Annotated in this window: 20 protein-coding genes and 1 tRNA gene; 8 read left to right on the plus strand and 13 right to left on the minus strand. The window is 52.7% G+C overall.

Going from position 1 to position 23650, the window contains the following annotated elements; all coding sequences use genetic code 11:
- Nucleotides 1-100: 100 nt before the first annotated feature.
- Entirely contained in the window at nucleotides 101-1318 is a 1218-nt protein-coding gene (gene argJ, locus B7989_RS09005) for a bifunctional glutamate N-acetyltransferase/amino-acid acetyltransferase ArgJ (protein ID WP_072797135.1), read from the minus strand.
- Nucleotides 1319-1418: 100 nt separating this feature from the next.
- Between argJ and greA the strand changes: the two genes are divergently transcribed.
- Both greA and holA read left to right on the plus strand, forming a co-directional pair.
- A complete protein-coding gene (gene greA / locus B7989_RS09010; protein ID WP_088628178.1) occupies nucleotides 1419-1883 on the plus strand; it encodes a transcription elongation factor GreA in 465 nt (154 codons plus the stop codon).
- Between the two features lie 3 nt (nucleotides 1884-1886).
- The gene (gene holA / locus B7989_RS09015; RefSeq protein WP_088628179.1) at nucleotides 1887-2864 is read left to right on the plus strand and encodes a DNA polymerase III subunit delta; all 978 of its coding nucleotides are present in this window, start codon (nucleotides 1887-1889) and stop codon (nucleotides 2862-2864) included.
- Between the two features lie 92 nt (nucleotides 2865-2956).
- On the opposite strand, the gene B7989_RS09020 is transcribed toward holA, so the two are convergent.
- From B7989_RS09020 to pyrR, 9 genes are all read right to left on the minus strand, one after another.
- A complete protein-coding gene (locus tag B7989_RS09020) occupies nucleotides 2957-4468 on the minus strand; it encodes a secretin N-terminal domain-containing protein (protein WP_233144348.1) in 1512 nt (503 codons plus the stop codon).
- A gap of 5 nt (nucleotides 4469-4473) precedes the next feature.
- Nucleotides 4474-6522 carry a hypothetical protein gene (locus B7989_RS09025; RefSeq protein WP_088628180.1) on the minus strand — a complete coding sequence of 683 codons (2049 nt, stop codon included), beginning with the start codon at nucleotides 6520-6522 and terminating at the stop codon, nucleotides 4474-4476.
- Entirely contained in the window at nucleotides 6522-7121 is a 600-nt protein-coding gene (locus tag B7989_RS09030; protein WP_073317822.1) for a type 4a pilus biogenesis protein PilO, read from the minus strand. The genes B7989_RS09025 and B7989_RS09030 overlap by 1 nt, the downstream gene beginning before the upstream one ends.
- On the minus strand, nucleotides 7114-7737 hold the full coding sequence (locus B7989_RS09035; RefSeq protein ID WP_088628181.1) for a PilN domain-containing protein: 624 nt from the start codon (nucleotides 7735-7737) through the stop codon (nucleotides 7114-7116). The genes B7989_RS09030 and B7989_RS09035 overlap by 8 nt, the downstream gene beginning before the upstream one ends.
- Nucleotides 7737-8882: a pilus assembly protein PilM gene (gene pilM, locus B7989_RS09040; protein WP_088628182.1), complete on the minus strand. Its 1146-nt coding sequence runs from the start codon at nucleotides 8880-8882 to the stop codon at nucleotides 7737-7739. Before pilM ends, B7989_RS09035 begins: the two co-directional genes overlap by 1 nt.
- A 98-nt stretch (nucleotides 8883-8980) precedes the next feature.
- The gene (locus tag B7989_RS09045) at nucleotides 8981-10054 is read right to left on the minus strand and encodes a PilZ domain-containing protein (protein WP_088628183.1); all 1074 of its coding nucleotides are present in this window, start codon (nucleotides 10052-10054) and stop codon (nucleotides 8981-8983) included.
- A gap of 9 nt (nucleotides 10055-10063) precedes the next feature.
- Nucleotides 10064-11347 carry a dihydroorotase gene (locus B7989_RS09050; protein WP_088628184.1) on the minus strand — a complete coding sequence of 428 codons (1284 nt, stop codon included), beginning with the start codon at nucleotides 11345-11347 and terminating at the stop codon, nucleotides 10064-10066.
- On the minus strand, nucleotides 11334-12293 hold the full coding sequence (locus tag B7989_RS09055; protein WP_088628185.1) for an aspartate carbamoyltransferase catalytic subunit: 960 nt from the start codon (nucleotides 12291-12293) through the stop codon (nucleotides 11334-11336). Before B7989_RS09055 ends, B7989_RS09050 begins: the two co-directional genes overlap by 14 nt.
- A 1-nt stretch (nucleotide 12294) precedes the next feature.
- Nucleotides 12295-12855 carry a bifunctional pyr operon transcriptional regulator/uracil phosphoribosyltransferase PyrR gene (pyrR, locus tag B7989_RS09060; RefSeq protein ID WP_088628264.1) on the minus strand — a complete coding sequence of 187 codons (561 nt, stop codon included), beginning with the start codon at nucleotides 12853-12855 and terminating at the stop codon, nucleotides 12295-12297.
- Between the two features lie 179 nt (nucleotides 12856-13034).
- On the opposite strand from pyrR, the gene B7989_RS09065 reads away from it, so the two are divergent.
- The 4 genes from B7989_RS09065 (at nucleotide 13035) to mqnE (ending at nucleotide 16933) form a co-directional block, all read left to right on the plus strand.
- Nucleotides 13035-13580, plus strand: a complete 546-nt coding sequence (locus B7989_RS09065; protein ID WP_073317843.1) for a peptidylprolyl isomerase — start codon at nucleotides 13035-13037, stop codon at nucleotides 13578-13580.
- An 88-nt stretch (nucleotides 13581-13668) separates the two neighbouring features.
- Nucleotides 13669-13741: transfer RNA gene (locus tag B7989_RS09070), tRNA-Ala, on the plus strand.
- 110 nt (nucleotides 13742-13851) lie between these two features.
- The gene (locus B7989_RS09075) at nucleotides 13852-15891 is read left to right on the plus strand and encodes a M23 family metallopeptidase (protein ID WP_233144342.1); all 2040 of its coding nucleotides are present in this window, start codon (nucleotides 13852-13854) and stop codon (nucleotides 15889-15891) included.
- Between the two features lies 1 nt (nucleotide 15892).
- Nucleotides 15893-16933 (plus strand): aminofutalosine synthase MqnE, encoded by a 1041-nt coding sequence (gene mqnE / locus B7989_RS09080; protein WP_088628186.1) that lies wholly within the window; start codon nucleotides 15893-15895, stop codon nucleotides 16931-16933.
- 40 nt (nucleotides 16934-16973) lie between these two features.
- On the opposite strand, the gene ettA is transcribed toward mqnE, so the two are convergent.
- Nucleotides 16974-18668: an energy-dependent translational throttle protein EttA gene (gene ettA / locus B7989_RS09085; RefSeq protein WP_088628187.1), complete on the minus strand. Its 1695-nt coding sequence runs from the start codon at nucleotides 18666-18668 to the stop codon at nucleotides 16974-16976.
- A gap of 92 nt (nucleotides 18669-18760) precedes the next feature.
- Between ettA and B7989_RS09090 the strand changes: the two genes are divergently transcribed.
- Nucleotides 18761-19804, plus strand: coding sequence for a BamA/TamA family outer membrane protein (locus tag B7989_RS09090; RefSeq protein ID WP_088628188.1), 1044 nt, complete (start codon nucleotides 18761-18763; stop codon nucleotides 19802-19804).
- 84 nt (nucleotides 19805-19888) lie between these two features.
- Here B7989_RS09090 and htpG read toward each other — a convergent pair whose 3' ends face one another.
- Nucleotides 19889-21775 (minus strand): molecular chaperone HtpG, encoded by a 1887-nt coding sequence (gene htpG, locus B7989_RS09095; protein ID WP_088628189.1) that lies wholly within the window; start codon nucleotides 21773-21775, stop codon nucleotides 19889-19891.
- Between the two features lie 268 nt (nucleotides 21776-22043).
- Complete coding sequence (locus B7989_RS09100; RefSeq protein WP_088628190.1) at nucleotides 22044-22886, minus strand: undecaprenyl-diphosphate phosphatase; 843 nt, start codon at nucleotides 22884-22886, stop codon at nucleotides 22044-22046.
- 35 nt (nucleotides 22887-22921) lie between these two features.
- Between B7989_RS09100 and B7989_RS09105 the strand changes: the two genes are divergently transcribed.
- The gene (locus tag B7989_RS09105) at nucleotides 22922-23635 is read left to right on the plus strand and encodes a polysaccharide deacetylase family protein (protein WP_088628191.1); all 714 of its coding nucleotides are present in this window, start codon (nucleotides 22922-22924) and stop codon (nucleotides 23633-23635) included.
- Nucleotides 23636-23650 lie beyond the last annotated feature (15 nt).

The following is a 23650-nucleotide window of genomic DNA, read 5'->3' on the forward strand; positions in this document are numbered from 1 at the left end:
TTATCCTCTTGTTTCTCCTAAAAATACAAGAAAATCCCGCCAAAAGGCAGGATTTTCACAAGAATTCCGTTCACAAGCGGAACCAACAAGCCGAGCGGTCTTAGGTTGTGTATTCAGCGTTGATCTTAACGTAGTCGTAGCTCAAGTCGCAAGTAAATGCGCTAGCGCTAGCGTGCCCGATGTTAAGAACGAGCGTTACTTTGTATTCACGCTGGCGGACTACCGCACGCAGAGCCTTGGTCTGTTCTTCGTCGAGCTGTACCGGGCGGCCATTAGAAAGCACCTGCACGTCGCCAAAGAAAAGGTCCGTCTGTTCGGCGATCATATTGCAACCGCTGGAACCGGCACTGCTGAGGATACGGCCCCAGTTCGGGTCTTCGCCGAACATAGCGCACTTGGCCAAGTTAGACGTACCAATGAAGCGGGCCATGCGCAAAGCCTCTTCGTGGCTTTCGGCCTTTTCAATGCAAAGTTCAATCAGTTTGGTTGCACCTTCGCCGTCGCGAACGATATCCTTGGCAAGTTCCTTCATCACGAGCATCAATGCGGCGCGGAATTCCCCCTGTTCGGTGAGCGTCAAGTCTTCGTACTTAAGGCCGCTCATGCCGTTAGCCAAGAGAATGCAAGTGTCGTTCGTGCTGGTGTCGCCATCGACCGTAATCGCATTGAAGGAATCGGCGATATCGGCGCGGAATTCAGCAAAGAAATCGATCGGCAAAGCAAGGTCAGTAGTAATAAAGGCAAGCATCGTAGCCATGTTCGGGTGAATCATGCCTGAGCCCTTGCAGGCGCCACCAATCGTCACCACACCCTTTTCGGTCTGGATTTCAACGGCATGGCTCTTGAGCGCAAGGTCAGTCGTCAGAATGGCGCGGCCAAATTCTTCAGAAGCGTCGGCGTGGAGCTTTTCAACCAGCTTCGGAATACCGGCTTCAATCTTGTCCATCGGCATCAGGTGGCCGATCACACCGGTGCTGCAAACGAGCACGCTCTTCGGAGTAAGCTTCAAGGCTTCTTCGGTAAGGACAGCCATGCGTTCTGCATCGCGCAGGCCCTGTTCGCCGGTACAGGCGTTTGCGTTACCGCTGTTCACCACGACAGCAGAAGCAAAGTGGGCATGTTCAAGAGCGGCTTTGTCATAAAGCACCGGAGCAGCCTTCACCTTGTTCGTTGTAAACACGGCAAAGCAACGTGCAGCCTTTTCACTCTTCAAAAGAGCCATGTCAGCGTTACCGCTGGCCTTAATGCCTGCACAAATACCAGATGCGGTAAAGCCCTTCGGGGAGCAAACGCCGCCTTTTTCCAATACAGTGTACATAGTATCTCCTATTGTTTTTTACGCCCTAAATTATAGCAAAAAAGCGACTATGTTGAACACCTCGCGATTCCGCTCTACAAAAAAATTCTAATTTAAAGGCATGGCTAAAACACCCTGTACTAAAGAAACTTACGACAAATTGGTTGAACGTTACACCTTCCTCAAAAAGGTCGAACGTCCCCGCGTTGTAGATGAAATGGAAGAAGCCCGCAAGCAAGGCGACCTGAGCGAAAACGCAGAATACCACGCCGCCAAGGAAATGCTGGCTCATATCGACCTGGAAATTCCCAAGCTGGAAGACCAGATTTCCAATGCAATTATCGTTGAATTCGACGCAAACTCCGACAAGGTCCGCTTTGGCGCCACTGTTACCGCAAAGAATCTGGCTACCAAGAAGGAAGTCGTCTATCAGTTGGTAAGCCCCGAAGGCGTTGATCCGATGAACGGCAAAATCAGCTTCAAGAGCCCCATGGGTTCCGCATTCATGGGCAAAAAGAAGGGTGAAATTGTCGAAGTCGTGACCCCCAGGGGCAAGAACCGCTTCGAAATCGTCGACTTCAAGTAAGCTATGATTCTCGCCCTCATCGGCAAAGACCAGTTTTCCAAGGACAAGCAGGTCGACAAGTTCCTGACTGACGCCCTTGGAGACCGCAAGAACGACCCGCTTTCCAAGCAGGTCGTGTATGCCACCGACACGAACATTCCGTCGGTCGCCGGGCTCATTATGGAAAGCTGCGGCGCCGTTTCGATGTTTGCGCCGGAACAGGCGGTGGTCGTCCGCAATGCCGACGCCATGAAGGCCGATGAATCCAAGGCACTCGCCCGCTGGCTTAAAGACGCCCCCGATTGCAAGCTGTTGCTCGATTTTGACGAACTCCGCGCAACTTCGGAACTCTACAAGATTCTGCAAAAAGTCGGCAAAATCGAAAAGTACGAAGAACCTAAGCAGTACAAGATGCAGGAATGGATTGCATCGAACGTACCCGCCCACTTCGGAAAGCCGATCGAGCCCGCCGCCAGCCAGTACCTGGCCGATGCCCTGGGCACCGACACCAAGCTCGTTTGCGAAGAATTGGAAAAGGTCCTTACCTACGACCCCGACTGCGCCAAATTCACCTACGATCTCGTGAAGACGATGATTATGCCCCGCCGCGAAATCCCGCCTTACGAAATCCTGAATTTCTTCGGCATGCGAGACGCCGTGGGCTTTACCCGCAAGCTTCACGAATTCCTTTACAACAACAGCAGCAAGAATGCCGACGCCATCAGCCTCGTGAATGCGCTTTACAGCCATTCCATCGACCTGCTGAACTTCATGTCGCTCACCGCCAAAAAGATGAGCGCCGAAGACGCCGCCAAGGCATTAGGCAAGAACTATTTCTTGTTCTGCAAGCAGGGCAATGCCGCCGAATGCTGCCGCCGCTGGGGCAAGCCGCTCCTGTGTCGCGTGATTCGCCGCCTCGCCGATCTCAATTACGAATTCAAGAGTTCCAGCTGGACCGTGACAAGCCAGGAACTTGCCCTCGCCGCCCTCGTGGTGAGATAGCTCGCTAGAACTTAGTTGGTAGAACTTAGAAAGCCTCGAACAAAGTTCGAGGCTTTTTTCTAAGCTCTAAGTTCTAAGCTCTGTGAACCAGATTAGTTCCAACCGCCGTCATCTTCTTCGATGGCCGGAGCTGCCGGAGCCTGTTCTTCGGATTCAGCCTTCGGGGCTTCCTGAGCCGGCTGCGGTTTCGGTTCCACGATCGGAGTTTCGCTATCAGTCGGTTCGGTCGTCGTCTCGGTCTTCTTGGCAGCCGGAACGCCCTTGCCATCGGCAGAAGCTTCAGAGAGTTCCACAGAACCCACATAGTTGCGAATGATACGCGGAGTCACGAAGATAATCAGGTCACGCTTGGTGACAGCCTTACGGCTGTACTTGAAGAGGTTACCGAGCAGCGGAATGTCCTTGAGGAACGGAATACCAGATTCACTTTCGGTATTTTCGTTACGGGTAAGGCCACCGATCACAACCGTTTCGCCATCAGCCACCACGACCTTGGTCTTGGCTTCCTGAGTACTGATTACCACCTGGCCCTTTTCATCGTAGCCGTAAGAGTTGTTTTCGGGGTGGAGGTCAAGCAAAATGCGGTTGTCGCCAGAAACGTGCGGAGTCACCGTGAGCTTAATACCGGTTTCCACGAGCTGCGTCGAAGATTCACCGCTATCGTCAATCACGCGGATAGAAACCTTGTCGCCCATGAAGACCTGGGCTTCGGTGTTGTCGAGAGTCGAAACCTGCGGGCTGGCAAGCACTTCAGTAGATGCATCACCCATGATATTGGAAATGGCAATCTGCAGGTTGTTGTCCAGCAAACTTGCGGTAATAGCAGTCGTAGCATTGCCCACTGCCGGCGAAGCACCACCATTCGGCAAAGAATGAATGGCTGCGCTGGTACGGCTGTCGCCTGCACCGCTACCCTGCGGGGTCGTAACCGTTCCCGGAGTCAAGGCAGTGGTACCCATTCTTGCGGTCCAGTCCACACCGAGTTCGCGAGCACGTTCGCTGTTCACGACCACGAGCTTGGCGGTAATCATGATCTGGAGCGTTTCCACGTCAAGTTCGGTCAAAGCCTTTTCCATCTGCTCAATCTTTCCGTCGGTATCGTACACGATAATCGAGTTCGTGCGTTCCACCGTCGTAATACGGCCACGGTTAGACTTCATGCTTTCGAGCACCTTCACCAGTTCTTCGGCCTTAGCGTGGTGCACCTGGAAGTTCTTACGGACCAGCGGGGCATTCTGTTCGGCCTGAGCTTCTTCATCGGCAATCTTCTTCTGCTTTGCCTGGTAAGTGCTGGAGCGCTGGATCAAGATGTACTTGTCTTCGATGATCCAAGTCAAGTCGTTCATGCTACAAACGATGTCGAGCGTTTCTTGCCAAGTCTTCTTGGTCACCTTGAGGCTTGTCTTACCCTTGACTTCGGGAGCAAGGATAATGTCCACGCCGGCAATCACGGAGACAGAGCTAAACACGGCTTCGAAGTTCATGTCGACGAAACTGAAGTCATACAATTTCTTGTTGGGGGTTTGCACCGTACCTTCGGCAGGAGCACTCCATGCAGTAGTGAGACCCACCACCAAGAGAAGAACAGTAAGGATTTTTGTCATCTTTTTCACTTTTGACCCCCAAGTTTATCGGGAAGACCCATGGAGTAGCGACGGCTCACCCCGAATTCCTGGATCAGGAAGAGAACGTCAGTTTGTGTGATTTTAAGTACTTTACCGTTGAGAATCTTGTCGCCTTCTTTGACGGTGTACGAGATAGACGGATTCTTGGATTCAACAAGAATTGCAACCGGCACATCCGATTCCCAAATGATACCCACCAGTTCGACCTGGTCAATATTGATACCTTCTTCGACTAAGCCGTCGACTTCGACAAACGGATCGCGACGGCCAAAGGAACTGTAAGTCACGCGGTCTTCGTAGAGGCCATCGAGCTGGCTACCGATCTGCGGAGCATTCGCCGTGAGGTTTGTACCACGTTCCTTGTCTACCTGTTTCAGGCGTTCTTCCTGCACAGAGGAAAGTTCATCAAAGAATCCGACAGCGCGACGGTCGACGTAGCCGACCTTGTTGCCGGACTGCACCTTGCGATACAGGCCCTTCATGTCGAGGCTCACGAGACGGTCGCCAAACACAAGGCGCTGCATCACCTGAGAGTTTTCATTCGGGGCGGCGTAGAATTCCGTTTCGTCGGCGACCACGATCAGTTCGCGGACGACAGGACGCAGGTGGAACGTCTGCGAGCCCGAAATAATTTTCTTGCTGCCCTTGTCAAGATTCTTGACGAAGGTATCGAAATTCGGCTTTTCTTCTGCAGACTTCATCCAGTCGCGAATGAAGATGCCCTTGGGCTGTGCAGACCAGAACATAAAGCCATCCTTGTTGATTCCCTTTTCGGCAATCTGCAGGACAAGCACGCCGTCTTGCACAAGAACTGCAGGCTGTACAGAATTCTTCAACTGCACCTTGAGACCGTTAGCGCCCCAGGTCACAGACTTGACAATAGAACCGGCACCGATTCTGAATACAGGCGATTTCTGCGGACCGGCAAGACCAATCGTAATGGTATTGTTCTTGTCGACGCTAGAAACATTCTGCATGACGATGTTGTCATCGGCGACAATGCGGAACTGTTCCAGGCCGGAACCGATCAGGACCGTCATTTCCTTAAGCTTCGGGAGCAGGGCCGAAATGGCACCGCCTTCAGCAATTGCCTTGTCGATCTGCTTCTGCTGTTCGGCCATCAGCTTTTCAGCTTCGCGAGCGGCCTTTTCAGCAGCCTTCTTTTCTTCGGCGAGACGCTTCTTTTCTTCGAGAGCAGCCTTCTCCGCGGCCTTCTTTTCTTCAAGAGCACGGCGTTCCGCTTCCTTCTTTTCAGCGGCCAAGCGCTTCTTCTCTTCGAGAGCGGCCTTCTCGGCAGCTTTCTTTTCTTCGAGAGCCTGCTTGGCGGCAAGCTTCTTTTCTTCAGCTAAACGCTTTTTCTCTTCTGCAATGCGCTTCTTTTCTTCGGCAGCAGCCTTTGCCGCAGCCTTCTTGTCTTCGAGGGCCTGCTTCTCGGCGGCCTTCTTTTCTTCAAGCGCACGCTTTTCGGCAGCCTTCTTTTCTTCGGCCAAGCGTTTCTTCTCTTCGAGAGCGGCCTTCTTTGCAGCCTTCTTTTCTTCGAGGGCAGCCTTTTCTGCGGCCTTCTTGTCAAGAGCGGCCTGCTTTTCGGCGGCCTTCTTGCGGTCAGCAAAAAGCTTCGAAAGCGTCCAGGACTTACCGCCCTTGCTCTTGAGCTTGATCAAGAAGTTGGACTTGTCCAAAGCGATTTCGTTCTTGTCAGAAGTAATGGCAGCGCCCACATCCATTTCAATCTTCAAGAAGGCCATGCCCTTGTAGGCATCCTTAAAGACCTTCATGGACTTCACGAACTTGGAATTGGCATCGACATCGTAGCCGCCTTCACCAAGAGCAAATGTCGTTTCAGAGAAACCGACCGTCAACTTCTTCGAAGAAGCATCGTACTTCTGGAAGAACGTCGGCAAGTTCTTTTCGGACGTAAAGGCAAATACCACCTGGCAGCCCTTCGCGTCGCAATTAAAGCGAACATCCTTGATCTGGGCGGCACCTGCAAAAGCCGTAAAGGCGAGCAACAAAAGAAGAATCTTCATTTTCATTATTTGCCCACCTTCTTAGATGTGTACGTTGTCAGGTTGAACGTGACCGACATGGTGATCGGTGTCCAGCCGTGAGTTTCAGACTTTTCGACTTCGGCCTTGATACCCGAATAACGGTTCAAGCGAAGGTTCGTAATGGCAGTCGGGTAATTGAAGTTTGCAATTTCTGCAAACAGGTAACCCAGCATGTGGTAGCCCGAATTGACTGCAATCGAGTAACGGTTTTCGATGTAGTGTTCCTTTTCGGCGCGTCCTTCAGGATTGAACTTCTGAATCTGCACCATGGAGCTACGAATCACCGCGTAAAGGTCCTGCAAGCGCAGCGGCACCTTTTCTTCTTCGGGGAACATTTCCTTCAGCTTTTCGAAATCCTTTTCGGCCTGGGCCAATTGCATTTCGAGTTCAGCCACACGATGTTTCTTGGCGTTGATCTTATCCAATTCTGCCTGAGCCGACTGGAGATCGCGTTCCAAGGATTCGCGCTGATAGGTAAACGGATCCCACATATAGTTATACACTAGATGTGCGGCCGCCATAATCAATAAGCACACGATTATGGCGTATACGTTTCGTTTGTCTTTAAGATCTATCTTACCCATTATCACCCTCCCCAAGGCCAAGGTCCCGCTTGAGGATTACCTTGATGGTGAAATTATAGGCTTCTTTCCCTTCCTGTTTCGAGGTCGAGATGGTCACCAGCGAAACCGACTCGATGCTCACCTGCTTCTCGAGTTTCACCATGTATTCGGCAACTTCCGAGAAGTCGTAAGTGACACCGCGCATTTCAAGATCGAATTCTCCCATCTGGTTGATGCTTGTGATCCACATGTTCGGCGGAAGCACAGACGAGATGTTTTCGAACAAAATAACCCAGCGTTTCTTGCTCACCTGAATAGACTTGAGTGCGTTGATCTTCGTGTTGATCACGCCCTGCTTCTGTTCGAGGTCGCTAATCTTGGAAAGCAGCGGACGTTCGCGTTCCACTTCTTCTTGAACGCGCGACAACTCTTGGCTGAGCCCGCTAATGGTTTCGTTAATATAGGTCTGCAACATGAGCACGGCGACAATTGCGACAATCAAGCCAACTGTCGGCCAAATAATGCGACGGTCCGTTATCCATGTAAAGTCTTTCTGCTTCTTGCGGTATTCCGGAGGAAGCAGGTTGATGGAAATGGCCAAGGCATTTCTTGTGGTTTCTTTTTTCGTAGACGCCATTAGAATTTCCTCATCGCCAAGCCCAACGCAGGGGCATAAATATTAGACAAGGCAATAGAAAGTCCGCCTTCGCCGAAAACCTTGGAATCACAAGGCACGAGCCTGAACGGGTTCACCGTGTCGGTTTCAATGCTTGCGTGTTCCGCGACAAATTCCCTTAGACCAGGGGCGGCGGCTCCGCCTCCGCCCAACAAGATTTTGTCGAGCGGTTTAGAATCTTCCGAAGACGAGAAGTAGCGGATACCGATATCGATCTGCGCCATCAGGTCCTCGTATGCCAGTCGGAGCGCTGCTTCGACTTCTGCTTCAGAGAAACCGTCCACCACGGACAGGTCACCCTTGCTTAAAATTTCATGACATTTTTCAGAATCAATGCCCAAGTTCATGCAGGTCTTGCTGATGACCATATCCAACGAACCACCGGCCATGGCACGCATCGAATGGAACTGGCCATCCTGAACAAAGGCAACACTCATCTTCTTTTCGCCGATATTGAAGATTGCGACGGTCTTGTCTTTTTCGGAGTCTTCTACCGTTGCAACGTAAGCATTTAGCAAGCCAAAAATATCGACATCCAGCGCTGACAGTTTGAGCCCGCGGCGATTAAAGAACTGCGCCCAGGAGTCCAAAAGAGCACTCTTTGCAGCCACCACGTTCACCTTGACGTCATCGCCTTCGCGAGAATAGATTTCGTAGTCGATCACGTTGTCCTGGTCATCGAAGGGAGGACGGGACTGGGCGGTCTGAAGAATAATAGCGGCTTCGTTTCCGTTTTTCGGGACCTTGACCGACACGCGATCCACCAGCACACCACCGGCGCCGGCTCCACAGTTCACCGAAGCGACAATTTCGCAGGAATCGTCAATCGGATGGCGGATCAAGAGCTTTGCCATTGCTTCGGCAAGCAGTTCTGCACCATCCTTTTCGCGTTTACCGTCCTGATCGGTCGGGGCATCCCCTTCGCGCACCTGGATTTCACCGTTTACGATGCATCCATCCGGCACGCGTTCCAGGTCGGCATCCAAAACAATCTTGTTTCCGCTCGCGCCATGCAAGACCTTTACGTACTTGATGCTGTAATGGCCAACATCAATACCGACGGTCTCGCGCATGCCACGGATTTTAGAAATCAATCCTAAAGCCAAAGTTAACTCCGATTGTAAAACATTTCCTTACTAATTCTACCTTTATAAAAGGAGAATGTCAAGCGAAAAATTCATCTAAGTCATTGAAAATGAACTACTTAGACCTCTTTTACCCACTTTTTCGTCTCTTTTTTGGACTTGCTTAGCTCAAACAGATACTGAAGCACCCTTTCCTGGGTCCAACCGAACTTACCACGGAAAGAGGCTGTAAGGCAATAGTAATTGGGAAAATCTTGGTTTCTTTGGCCTAAATTGCGCAAAATCTCAATTTCCACGTCTTCGTCGCCGAAGCTCGGGAGCTCAAACTGGATGCGCATGTGCTGGCCCGGATAGCATTCTTTGGGCAGTCCAATCATGATACCGCCAGCGGAAAGGTCGAGCAAAGTCCCGTACAGGGTTTCACCGTTTTCGAACACGGCCGTTACAGGGAACGCGACCTGTTCACGAACCCATCGACGCAGCTGACGCTTATCCAGGGATGCAGAATGAGGTAAAACAAAATTTGCAGAGTCGTCGAGACGGCGTATTGGAACCATGGTCGAATAAATGGCATCGTCCGGACGAGTCCAGCGAATGCGGATATTTCGGCCAACCATTGAACTTGCAGGACCATCGCTACCGTCGTAAGAGATTGCCCATTCCTTTTCGGTTCGCCAGATAATTTCGGACCTCTTGATCAAGGTCCCGTTTTCAGGGATTATGTCAATTCGGTCGCCCACATTAAACTGTCTTGTCGAATAGATTTCAGACAAAGGATTAGATGCCGTGAAGTTCATCTTGTTGCGCAAGCGCTCTACGGCTTCCACGGTTTCGTCACGGACACTGAAGACGTTGCGAACATCGTAGAACGTAGAAACAGCCTGTTCAAAAAGACCTGACGAATTCAGAATGGCATCCTTATTTTCAAAGGACGACGTTCTGATTATTTTGTCCAAAGTCCTGATCTCTTTGTCAGAAAAACCGCGTTCCGATACCTGAGCATCAAACGTCTGGGTTCCAAACATTTCTTCGTGTTCACGACGACGGTTAATGCAATGGATTTCCCACAGGGCAAACAACGCAAAGAACAAAAAAACGATTATCGCCACCCACACCAGATAACGCGGGTCGGGCGGTAACTTGGGCGGCCATTCAGGCAGCCAAGCAGATAACCATTGTATTATTCCTTGCATCTAGAACCCTTAGAGTTTGGTCCACACACCGCTGACGAAGGTCGCCAGAATCGAGGACGGAAGAATCTTGCCCAGCAACGGAGAGTTGCTCACGTGGCCAGCAAAATCCTTCTTGGAAACTTCGTGCGGTTTGTTCGGATCGAGAATCACGATATTCGACATCTTCTGATTGCCATCAAAAGCGGGCTTCGCTCCGACCAACTTTGCAGGAGCAAGCGACAGAAGTTCAATCGCGCGAGCCTCGCCCACTCGAGCGCTCAGTTCCTTCCAAATGGCAGGGAGAGCGATTTCGAGAGAGAGTGCACCCGGCACGGAATCTTCAAAGTTCACTTCGGTATCTTGTCCAAGCACCGGCGTATGGTTCATGCTGATGGCATTCACCGTACCGTCTTCGATGCCTTTCCACAAAGCCTCGCGGTCAGCAGCAGAACGAATCGGAGGCAGAATGTGGTATGCGGAATCCAGAGTTTCCAAGCAAGAATCATCCAGAAGCAAGTGGTACAGACCAACATCGCACGTGACATCGATACCCTTCTTGCGGGCTTCGCGAACCAAGTCGAGCGTTTCGCCGCAAGTCACCTGCTTAAAGTGCACCGGCACCTGCAAGAAGCGGGCCATTTCAAGCACCGTATGGGCAGCAATGGTTTCTGCAATACGCGGAATGCCCTTCATGCCGAGCATGTCGGAGTAGGCGCCTTCATGAACGCAGCCATGCTTGCGCAGCGACTTGTCCATGGGCTGGAAGAAGAAACGTTTGCCCGTCATCTTGCCGTATTCCATGGCAAGACGGATAAAACGTGTCGAAGGAATCGCTTCACCGCCATCGCCAAAGCCGGCGACGGAATCGTCTTCGGCAAGTTCCATCATTTCGGCGAGGCTATCGGAACCGAAGCCCTTGCTGTAGGCGCCCAGGAACTTGATGTCGAAACGGTTGGCAAAGTTGTATTCCAAATCGGGAGAGTTCACGCGGAACTTCATTGCCGAAAGCTTGTCCGCATCGTCAATCGGATTGGCGGCACTTTCGTACAAGGCGCCGCAAAAACCGCCACGGTGCAAGGCATCGAGGCCGTCTGCAAACGTATAGACGTCGTCGCGGAGCGGTTCCATAAAGTCAACGCCCAAGCCAAACAAGGCCGGCATTACCAAGGCGCCGTTGCAATCAAATTCCTCTGTCGCTAAGCCCTTTCCCTGTTCAAAAGCGACTTCGTTACGATCTTCAAAAGACTTGCCGTTCCAAACTTTAGCATTCTTGAGGACGAGATTCTTGATATTCAATTCCTTATGCATTTTCATTTGCACGACCTCCAGCCAAAAGGTAAAGCACCGCCATACGCACGGCAACGCCATTTGTCACCTGATCCAAAATCACGGAATGTTCACCGTCAGCGATATCGCTATCCAGTTCAACGCCTCGGTTGATCGGACCCGGGTGCATCAAGATGACCTTGTCCTTGGCTTCAGAAAGAACCTTCTCGGTAATGCCGAAGAAGTTGCGATATTCGCGCATGCTCGGGAGGAGGGCGTCATCCATGCGTTCCTTTTGCAAGCGGAGCGCAATCACGGCATCGGCGTCTTCGACAGCCTTGTAGACATCGGTTTCCCAAGAGACGCTACCGGCGAGTTCCTTGTACTGCAGAAGTTCGGTATTGCGCGGCACCAGCGTGCTCGGACCACAAAGCGTCACGTGAGCACCCATGGTGGTCATGCCCCAGATGTTGCTGCGGGCCACGCGGCTGTGGCGGATATCACCAACGATTGCCACCTTCTTGCCTTCAAGCGTTCCCAGCTTTTCTTCGACCGTGAGCATGTCCAAGAGGGACTGCGTCGGATGTTCGTGGGCACCATCACCGGCATTCACGATAATGGCGTTGCTGTGTTCGGCGAGGAACTTGGGCACCCCAGTCCCCTTGTGGCGGACCACCACGATATCGATTTTCATCGATTCGATATTGCGGAGCGTATCGACCAGCGTTTCGCCCTTCTTCACACTGGAGTTCGAGCTCGCAAAATTCACCGTGTCGGCAGAGAGGCGCTTTTCGGCCAGTTCAAAACTCGTGCGGGTGCGGGTACTGTTCTCGAAGAACAGGTTCACCACCGTCATGCCGCGAAGGCTCGGGACCTTCTTGACCGGGCGTTCCAAAATTTCACGGAACTGCTTGGCGTTATCCAAGATAGTACGAATATCGGACTTGGATACTCCCTGAAGTCCGAACAAATGCTTGATCTGAAGTGCGCTCACGTTATCCCTCCACCGCTACGAGGTATACAGAATTTTCTTTGTCAATCGGTTCAATTTGCACGCGGACTTCCTGGTCCTGTGCGGTCTCGACCGTAAGTCCTACGCAATCGGGCGCGATCGGAAGTTCACGATGGCCGCGGTCCACGAGCACGCAAAGGCGGATAGCCGCCGGACGTCCGAGGTCGAGGATTGCCTGCATGGCTGCACGCACCGAGCGACCCGTGTAGAGTACGTCATCCACGAGGATTACCGTCTTGCCTTCGACTGTGGCAGGCATTTCGGTAATGCGCATTTCGCTAGAACCCATGTGGGTGCGGTAATGGAAATCGTCGCGGTAGAAGGTCGCGTCGAGGCTTCCCATCGGGACAGTCTTGTTAAACTTTTGACTTAAGCGCTCGCAAATCTTTTTAGCGAGAGGGATTCCGCGGCTTGCCATGCCGAGCACCACCATGTCATCGGCAGTCGGATGCATCTTGGCAAGCTTTGCCGCCATTTCGTCGAGGGCGAATTCCATCGCCTGCGCAGACAGCAATTCTCTGATCTTTTTGCAGTTGTCTTTCATATAAGTATCAAGTTTCAGGTAAAAGGTTTTCAGCCTTGCCTTAGTTTTCACACTTGAATGTAGCATTTTTTATGGTTTTTCGCCTTTAATTACGGAAATTGACCCCGATTTTTTGTATATATAAGAAAAGAATCATTAAACCCCGGCAGCGCCCTGTCGGGACATTAATAGGAGATTTTATGTTTAATCAGCTTGGCAAACCCGAAGCAGGCGAAACCATCGCCATCATGAAGACCAACCACGGCACCATGAAGCTGCGCATTTTCGAAGATATCGTTGGCGAATGCGCCACGAACTTCGTTGAACTCGCCAAGCAGGGCAAGTACGACGGCGCTCCGTTCCACCGCATTATCAAGGACTTCATGATCCAGGGTGGCGACTTTACCCGTAGAAACGGCACGGGTGGCCATTCCGCCAAGGGCCCCGGCACCACGATCGGCGACAAGTACGATCCTCGCCTCACCCACATGCGCGGCGCCCTGAGCTGGGCCAAGACCGCCATGCCGAACTCCATCGGCAGCCAGTTCTTCATTGTCCACGGCGACAACGTGCACTTCTTGGACCACGACCAGGTTGGCCCCGGCCCCGCTGACGGTTACTCCGTATTCGGCCAGCTCTACGAAGGCTTCGAAGTCCTCGACGAAATCGCAGGCGTCAAGACTGACCGCCGCGACGCCCCGTACGAAGACGTGATTATCGAATCCGTGACCATCGAAAAGGCCTAAAAACAACGGGTCGTGAAAAAATTTCACTTTTTTTCATGACCCACCCTTGACAAGTCAGATTAGTTCTTCTATATTTGGCTCGTCCTTCGGGGTTATAGCTCAGTTGGTAGAGCGCCTGCATGGCATGCAGGAGGTCAGGAGTTCGACTCTCCTTAGCTCCACTAGACAAGAACCGTTTGCTCAAGCAAACGGTTCTTTTTTTGTATCACATAAAACCTGCAAAACAAACAACCTCGCCCGCTAGTTTGTAATAATTTTGTATTTTTGTGGTATGGATACTACAATCTTGAACAAACTCGCTAAAATCACCCGCAAGGGTATGTTCTTGGGCACAATGGCCGGCATTGCCTTAGTGCCTACCACCTTCGCCGCCGAATGCAACGAAAAGACCATGGATGCCTTCGCTTACGAAGACTGCATCAAGGCAAAATCCGGCGAAAAAGTATCTAACGACAACTTCGGCGCAAGCGCCGATGCGAACAAAGTCAATAACGCCGACGGCATGGCGGAAAAGAGAGTTCTCAAAGCAGACGAACCAACTTACCGCCCGTTCAACCGCGACGCTTACCTGACCTCGAGCTTTGGCGAGAACCGCGGCACGCGTTACCACGCAGGCTTTGACTACTCCACTCAAATGGAAGAAGGCTGGCCCATTTACGCGCCCGAAGACGGCAAAGTTGTAGAACTGCGAGTTTCCCCGTTCCACTACGGAAAGCTGATGCTCTTCAAGGGCAACAGCGGCAAGACCTGGGCATTCGCTCACCAGAGCAGCTTCGGCAAGCTTGACGACCAGATTATCAAGAAACAGTATGCATCCAAGAAGAACGACGTCACGATCAAGACAAATGCAAGCTACAAGAAGGGCGACACGCTGACCTTCTCGGGCAGCACCGGTATCGGAAACCCGCACTTGCATTTGGAAGTCCGCCTGGACAACGACCGTATCGTGAACCCCGTGCAGGCAGGCGTCGTGATTACCGATACCTTGGCCCCGCAGATTTTTGGCGTTGCCGTTTGGCAGGGCAACCACATGGCCGTCACCAACCCCGAAGCATTGAGCAAGGGTTGCGTCGAAACTCCGGTAAAGAACGAATTCAACTTGAGCATGGCCGTAAAGATTGCAGACTACAGCCGCGAGCCCAAGGACAATCCGATGTCTATACGCCGTCTTACAGTATGGCGCTACGACGAAAAGATCTTTGAAGAAATTCTCGACACGCTGCGTTACAGCAAGATGGCTCTGATTCGCGACCAGCTCCTGTGGGCCGAAGAAGCCGACACCGCAGGCGACTGGCACTATGTGAACGCCAAGCTCGCCCCACTTTCGACTTACACCATTGAAGCCGAAGATTATAGCGGCAACAAGGTGAGCAAGAAGTTCACGTTCCACCCGCGCTGCAAGAGCGACAAGCCCATGCAGCTGTACAAGGACCAGGCTTCCCCGCTGTTCACGTTCCTCAGCCGCCCGATGCTTGACTTGTTCCGTTGCAAGAACGGCATGAAGTTCACCGCCATGGCCGGCGACCAGATTATCGAAGAAGACATGTGTAAGGCATTCAAGCCCGCACCGATTACGATTGGCCGCCTCCTTGAAATCTACCCCGAAATGACCAGCATCCACTATACCGCTGACGCTCGTTCTACGGGCGATGGCGTCGCTGCAGATGCAAGCATTGAACTTTACGCCTTCAACCAGTACCAGAGAAGCGTCAATTGGTCTACCAAGCTTGGCAACGTGGGCATTACGCAGAAGCTCACCGGCATTCCGACGGGCCGCGACACCACCAAGAAGATTTTGGCCGTGACCCGCACGCATACTGATAGCCTGGATTACTTTGAATTCCACCCGAAGGGCATGCAGCTCGGCAACTGGACCGTTTGCATCGACAATCCGGAAAACAACCAACCGCTTTACTGGCTCGGCGAAACGACCCGCAACTGGTTCTACTTTAGCAAGCAGACCAAGGGCAAGAACCGCTGCGCTACCATGAACGAAATCCGCGACATTGCCAACATCGAAAGCACCGAAGCGCCGACACTCGGATTCCCCTACTGGTCAGACATGATGATCAGCGGCGTGCGTCAGCCAGCCCTGAAGGTTCCGGTGCAGTTCAAGTATGCAGGCATTCCTGACGGCAACGCCATTACGGTGCAGGTCGGCAAGAAATGGGTTGCAGCTGAATACGATTCCGAGCCTCGCGAAATCGTGATTGAAGGAGCCCAGCTCCCCGAAGAAGGAACCTTCACCATCAAGCTCGTTGACGAAGCCGGACACAAGGCAAGCTATAACGTAGACATCCCCGAGATGTAACATGGCACGCCTGACCGAAGCTGAAGCTTTAGACTTATTTTTAAACGCCCCCCTCGACGAACTCTGTGCCCGCGCCAACGCCGAAAAGGAACGCAGGCACGGGAAGTCCGTGTATTGGGTGAACAACCGCCAGATCAACTACACCAACGTGTGCGTGTTGCACTGCAAGTTCTGCGCATTTTCGAAAATCAAGAAGGATAGCCCCACCGCCTACGACTGGGATTACGACACCATTCGTAACAAGGCCGCCGAAGCGATTGCTGGCGGCGCCCGCGAATTGCACATTGTAGGCGGCTTGCATCCGGACCATCCGTTCGATTACTACATCGAGATGTTGCGCAAGTTGCGTGTGGAATTTCCGAAGGTGAACTTGAAGGCGTTTACCGCCGTGGAAATTTGCCACTTCGCCAAAATTTCGGGACAGACTCCGCTGCAGATTATGAGCACGCTGAAAGAAGCGGGCCTTGACGCTCTGCCCGGTGGTGGCGCCGAAATCCTGGTGCAAGATGTTCGCGACCAAATTTGTCCGGGCAAGGAAACCGGCGAAGAATGGCTCGACGTTCACCGCGCGGCCCACAAGATTGGAATCCCGACGAATGCGACCATGCTGTTCGGCCACATCGAAAAGATTGAAGACCGCATCGCCCACATGAAGATGCTGCGCGACTTGCAGGACGAAGCTCCGGGCTTTTTCGCCTTCATTCCGCTGGTGTACCATCCGGAACACAATGCGTTGCATAAAATCGTTCCGAATATCACCAGCGAAGAAGACATTTTGCGCACGGTCGCTGTCGCAAGACTTTTCCTCGACAACTTCCCGCACATTAAGGCGTACTGGATTCAGATGGGAATCGAGACCGCGATGAAGGCGCTCCACGCCGGCGCATCGGATTTGGATGGTACGATTATCGAAGAAAAGATTACGCACGCCGCCGGCGCCACGGTTCCCGTGGGCATGAGCCCCGAGCGCATGAAGAGCCTTATCTTGAACGAAGGCTTGGAACCGGTCGAAAGAGATGCGTTGTACGAACGATTCTCTTAACGAAAATTAAAAATGGCGGCTCGATGGCCGCCTTTTTCAATTACTGTCTCGTGAGAGTCTTGTACTTGATGGGTTTCGGATTGTCGGCATCTTCGCCGAGGCGCTTGCGACGATCGGCTTCGTATTCGCTCCAGTTGCCTTCGAACCACACCACCTTGGAATCGCCTTCGTAAGCGAGGATGTGGGTGGCGATGCGGTCCAGGAACCAGCGGTCATGGGAGATAATCACGGCGCAGCCTGCGAACTTGAGAATCGCCTGTTCCAGGGCCTGCAGCGTTTCGATGTCGAGGTCGTTGGTCGGTTCGTCGAGGAAGAGCACATTGCCCGGCTTCTGCAGGTTCTTGGCCATGAGCACACGGTTGCGTTCACCACCCGAAAGGGCCGTGAGCTTTTTCTGCTGGGCAGCACCGGTGAAGTTGAAGAGTCCGCAGTAGGCGCGGCCGTTCATCTTGCGGTCGCCCACCATAATCTCGTCGTTACCGCCGGTGATTTCTTCCCACACGGTCTTGCTGTCATCGAGGCTGTCGCGGCCCTGTTCCATACTGATGATTTCTACGGTCTCGCCAATCTTGAGAGTACCGCCATCGGGCTTTTCCTGGCCCATAATCATCTTGAACAACGTTGTCTTACCCGCACCGTTCGGGCCGATAATGCCCACGATGCCAGAACGCGGCAAACTGAAATTCAAGTCGTCGAAGAGCACCTTGTCGCCAAAGGCCTTCTGCAAGTGTTCCGCCTGAATCACGATATCGCCCAAACGCTTGCCGTTTGCAATGTGAATCTGGGCGACCTTGATCTGTTCGCGAGAATCTTCAGCAAGCAAGTCTTCGTAAGCTTTGAGACGAGCCTTGCTCTTGGCCTGGCGAGCCTTCGGAGAAGCCTTCACCCATTCCTGTTCGCGAGCGAGGCGCTTCTGACGGTCAGATTCACCCTTTTCTTCGTTCTTCATGCGTTCAAGCTTCTGGTCAAGCCACTGGGCGTAATTGCCTTCCCAAGGAATGCCGCGACCGCGGTCAATTTCCAAAATCCAGTTCGTCACGTTGTCAAGGAAGTAACGGTCATGGGTCACGAGAATCACGGAGCCCTTGTATTCGCGGAGGTGGCGTTCGAGCCAAGCAACCGTTTCGGCATCCAAGTGGTTCGTCGGTTCGTCAAGGAGCAACAAATCCGGTTCTTCGAGGAGCAAGCGGCAAAGAGCCACGCGGCGCTTTTCACCGCCGGAGAGGTTCGTCACCGGCCAGTCGCCCGGCGGGCAACGAAGTGCGTCCATCGCAATTTCGATATTGCGGTCGAGGCTCCACAAATCCTGCGCATCGATGATATCCTGGAGTTTTGCCTGTTCGTCCAGGAGCTTGTTCATCTCGTCGTCTTCCATGGGTTCGGCAAACTTCATGGAGATTTCGTTGAAGCGGTCGAGAATGGCCTGCTTCTTGGCCACAGCCTGCATCACGTTTTCCTTGACGGTCAGGTTCGGGTCCAACTGCGGTTCCTGCGGCAGGTAGCCTGCGGTGCGGCCCGGTTCAATCCAAGCTTCACCCTGGAATTCCTTGTCGATACCCGCCATAATACGCAGGAGTGTCGACTTACCGGCACCGTTCTGGCCGATGATACCAATCTTTGCGCCATAGTAGAAGCTCAAAGAAATGTCCTTCAGCACCTCCTTGTTAGGCGGATAGGACTTGGTCATCTTGTACATGTAGAAAACGAATTTTTCTGCTTTATTCTGTTCGGCCATATTAGCTCGCTTCGCTTCGAAATGTGTGGTGTGAAGTGTGAAATGTGAAGTTTAATCAAATATAACAAATAAACCTTTACTATACTTGTGCCATGAAGTTCGTTTACGCCATAATCGCAAGCCTGGTCTTTGCCATCTGCGCTCATGCACAAGACGAATTCCAGCGATTCTCAGTGCTACCCTTTGGCGCCTACACCGAAGAAACCAAAATCCAGTACGGCGCGGTTTTCGTCCTGTTCTTCAGGCCGTTCCAAGAAGGCGAAAACATTTCTTCGATGGACTTTATTGCACGCGGAACCACGCGCAGGCAGTTCCAATTCCAGTACGCCCCGAACTTGTGGCTTTTCCAAGACCATTTGCACATTCCGGCAAAACTCAACTTGAACAAGTGGCAATACTCGCTATTCGAGCGCGGCGCCCGCGGAGATTTTGACCGCATAGACGAATACAAGAGTTCCTTTGTCTACGGCAAAATTCCCTTCGAAATGAACTTCGGCATTTCGAACAACATTCCTCTGCGCTACGGCGTTGTATTAGAAGGTGAAGCCCGCGACAACGAACTCGGAAGCGACATCCCCAAAAATTACCAAGACGGATTTTATTTGGGCGGCGGCTACCTTTTGGTTCTCGATAAAAAAGACAACGACAACTGGCCCACCAAAGGCTACTACGCAAGCTTCGAAGAAATCTTTTTCGGTGGCGACTTTAGTTTCCACACCGAAACGCTTGACGCGAGATTTTACGCGCCCCTATTCTGGGAGACCTCAATCGCTCTCGGGCTTTACGCAAAACAGAGCCGCGGCGACAATGTTCCGCTCGGCTGCCTCGCCGGCCCCGACGGCACCAAGCGATTCCGCGGCGTAGAATCGGGCATCTGGAGCGACACGCAAGCCTTAATCTGGCAAATGGAATTCCGCCGCCCGCTCTTCTGGCGATTCGCCGGCGTTATCTTTGGTGAAGCCTTGCAATCGGCGCCCTACTTCAGCGAACTCTTTAGGCGCCAAGTGCATTACGCCGTAGGCTTCGGCGGGCGCCTCGCCTTGAACAAGACCGAAAAGCTACACGCCCGCGGCGACCTCTCACTTGTCGACGGCAAGCACATCGGCATTACGATTGATTTAAGAGAATCGTTCTAACAATAAGTTTGAATACAAAAAGGCCGCGAGTGAATCGCGGTCTTTTTTGATGGATTGCTTCGCTAACGCTCGCAATGACGTTCACTACTTCACGCTGGCGGTCAGCAACTTGGTAATTGCCGCGACATATTCAGCCGGGTTCGGAAGCGGAGAGCCTTCGGCAAGCAGGGCCTGGCCGTAGAGGGCCTTCGGCCAGTCGCCCAGGTCTTCCTTGGCTTCGGCTTTCTTCTTGAGCATTTCGCAAATCGGGTGCGTCGGGTTGATTTCCAGAATGCGCTTGCTCTTCGGCAAGTTCTTCTGGCCCATCGCCTTCATCATGCGTTCCATCTGGGCGCTCATGGCGTCTTCGCTGGTCACAAGGCAGCAGGGGCTGTCTTTGAGGCGGCTGGACACGCGGACTTCCTTGATGTCTTCATCCAAGACTTTCTGCAGGTTTTCGCAGAGGCCCTTGAAGATACCCTTGTTGGCTTCTTCGGCCTTCTTTTCGTCTTCGGTCTTTTCGAAGTCCACATCGCCGCGGGCAATGTCGTGGAACTTCTTGTCGCCGAATTCCTGGAGGCTAGACATCATGAATTCATCGATGCCGTCGCTCATGAGCAACACTTCGTAGCCCTTGGCCTTGAAGGCTTCGAGCATCGGGTTAGACTTCACAGCATTCTTGTCGCCGATGAGGTAGTAAATTTCCTTCTGGCCTTCCGGCATGCGCTTCACGTATTCGTCGAGGCCCACGAGAGCGTCGCCTTCGGTCTTGGTGCTTTCGAAACGGAGCAACTTCTTGAGTTCGTCAAGATGTTCCCAGTTCATGTAGAAGCCTTCCTTCAGGACCATGCCGAGTTCGCGCCACCAGGCGTTGTACTTCGCGGCATCCTTGTCGGCCATATTCTGCAGGGAGTCGAGCACCTTCTTGATCACATGCTTACGGATGTTGGTGATAATCTTGTTGTTCTGCAAGATTTCACGGGACACATTCAGCGGCAAGTCTTCGCTATCCACCACGCCGCGCACAAAGCGGAGCCAAGGCGGCAGCAGGTCCTTGCAGTCGTCCATGATAAAGACCTTCTTCACGTAGAGCTTGAGGCCATGCAAAGCATCGTTGTGCCAAATGTTGAACGGGGCCTTCGACGGAATATACACGAGGCTCCAGAATTCCTGGGAACCTTCGGCGTGGCTGTGGCTCCAGGCGGCCGGTTCGTCGGCTTCGTGGCTGATGACGTTGTAGAAATCCTTGTACTGTTCTTCGGTGACTTCCTTTTCGCTCTGGCGCCACAAGGCCTGCTTTTCGTTCAGGCGTTCTTCGGGCTTTTCTTCGATTTCGCCCTTGTCGTTCTTGGAGGCTTCCGGGTGGAAGTAGATGCCGTAGCTCACGAAGCCGCTGTACTTCTGGACGATGTCCTTGATTTTCCATTCGCTGGCGAATTCTTCGGCGTCTTCGTCATCCTTCAGGTACAAAGTAATCTTGGTGCCGACCTTGTCGAGCGGTGCTTCAGAAATCTCGAAGTCGCCGGTGCCTTCGGAGGACCACATGTAGCCCTGAGTTTCGCCTGCCTTAAGAGTCAAGACTTCGACCTTCTTGGCGACCATGAACACAGAGTAGAAACCCACACCGAACTGGCCGATGAGATCGACGCTGCCCTTGTCGCCTTCCTTGAGGTTCTTGATGAAATTCTTGGTGCCGCTACGGGCGATGGTACCGAGGCAGTTGATCAAGTCTTCCTTGTTCATGCCGATACCGTTGTCTTCCACGACGATTCTCTTGCCTTCCTTGTTCACCGAGATGTCGATGCGGAGCTGCGTGCCCTGCGGAAGCAAGTCGGCGTTCGAGAGCGAGAGGAAACGACGCTTGTCGAGTGCATCCGCCGCGTTGGAAACAAGCTCGCGGAGGAAGATTTCCTTGTTGCTATAAAGGGAGTTGATCATCAAGTTCAGCATGTCGCGAACTTCGGTCTGGAATTCCATCTTCTCTGTTGCCATTATTTATCTCCATTTATCGTTAAAATTTGAAGCGAATTAGCAAAACCATGTTTCATTTTGAAACAAAATCTACTTTCCGCTTTGTTTTCGCACTAGTATTTGCAAGAACCATGCCAACACAGGACCGTTCGTGCTCATTGCCACTAAGCAATACGAACGCACTCACTCTCGCAACCGCCCCTGTTTAATAACAGGGGCTTCGTTGCTCACACAAGACCGCAAACAAAAAAGGCGACCTTTGCGGCCGCCTTAATTTAATTTCAAGGACTTAGATAAAGATCAGTCCGAGGATACCCACAGCCCAGACGTACCAGGCGAAGTGCTGGAACTTGCCCTTCTGCAAGAAGGTCATAAGCCACTTGAGGGCGATGATGCCGAAGATAAACGACACGACCATGCCCACCAAAAGTTCGGGGGTAAAGCCACCGGCGTCGGCACACTTCATGGCCTTTTCCGGGTCGAGGAGAGCCTTTTCGGGAGTCATGCTCTGGCACTTGATCCACTTGATGCAATCGAGGAGAGCAGCACCGCCCACGGCAGGAATGCTCATGAGGAAGCTGAATTCACCGGCGTACTTGCGGTTCACGCCCATGAACATCATGGCGCTGATGGTAGAGCCGCTGCGGCTGATGCCCGGGATGCAGGCAATGCCCTGTACCGTACCGGTCACGAGAGCACGCCACCAGTTCATCTTGACGCCTTCGTTATCCGGATGCTTGGCACCAGTTGCGCCCCACTGCGAAGTAAACAGGAGCAAGCCCGTAAAGAGTTCGGCGACACACACGGCACGCGGGTTTTCGAACAGGCCTTCGAGAGCATCCTTGAAACCGAGGCCAATCAAAGCCGTCGGAATGCTAGCCAAGATAATGTAGCCCGCTTCGCGGAGCTGGTCCGGATTCTTGCGGAGGCAACCCACGATGATGTCAGTAATCTTCTTGTGGAACACCACGAAGATGGACAGCAAGGTGCCGGCATGGAGCATGATATCGAAGAACATGCCCGCTTCGTTCATGCCTAAAAGTTCGTGCCCAAGCACAAGGTGGCCGGAGCTAGAAATGGGGAGGAATTCGGCGAGGCCCTGCAACAGGCCGAGAATAATAGATTCAAACATGACGGGAAAGATAGTAAATTACTATCTTCAAAGTCATGGCTCGCAAATTTCTCTTGTGCTTTCACGATTTCAGCGTCTGGAACTACCAGAAAGTCGCCCCGATTCTTGAAGAACTCAAGGACCTGGCGGGCGCCCCTTTCAGTGTACTCGTTATCCCGGACACCGACAAGGCCCCGTCCGACATGGTCAAGGGCTTTCGCGAAACACTCCAGAAACTTAAAGCCGGCGGATTCGAGCTCGCCCTCCACGGCTACAAGCACCAGGCCGAATTCAGCCAGGGTCGCAGCTACGCCGGCCTTATCGGAATGAACCTGACCGGCGGCGAAGCCGAATTTGCAGGCCTTAGCGAATTTGAATCGAGCAGACTTTTGCACTTGGGGCTAGACGCCTGGAAAGAATTAATCGGAGACTCCGAAAAGCCCACCGCATTTGTCCCGCCGACTTGGTACAGCAACAAGTTCCTGCCGAGCCAGGTGCATGCCGAAAAAATGCTTTACGAAGAACGATTCGCCCTGGTGACCGCCAAAGGCAAGCGCTACGCCTCCCCTGTCGCCAGTTTCGCAGGTATCCCCGACTTTTTAATCAAGGCCGCCTTCAAGTTCGGTGCCATCGCCCTGAAGGTTCCTGTCGGACTCCCCCGCATCGCTCTCCACCCGGTGGATTTCCCTGCCCGGACCGACAAAATCCACGATTTGATCCGCATCGCCTTGAACAGCGGGCGCAAGCTTTCGCAGTACAAAGACCTGTAAGCCGGTCATTTTTCC

Source organism: Fibrobacter sp. UWB5, assembly GCF_002210295.1.
GTDB lineage: Bacteria > Fibrobacterota > Fibrobacteria > Fibrobacterales > Fibrobacteraceae > Fibrobacter.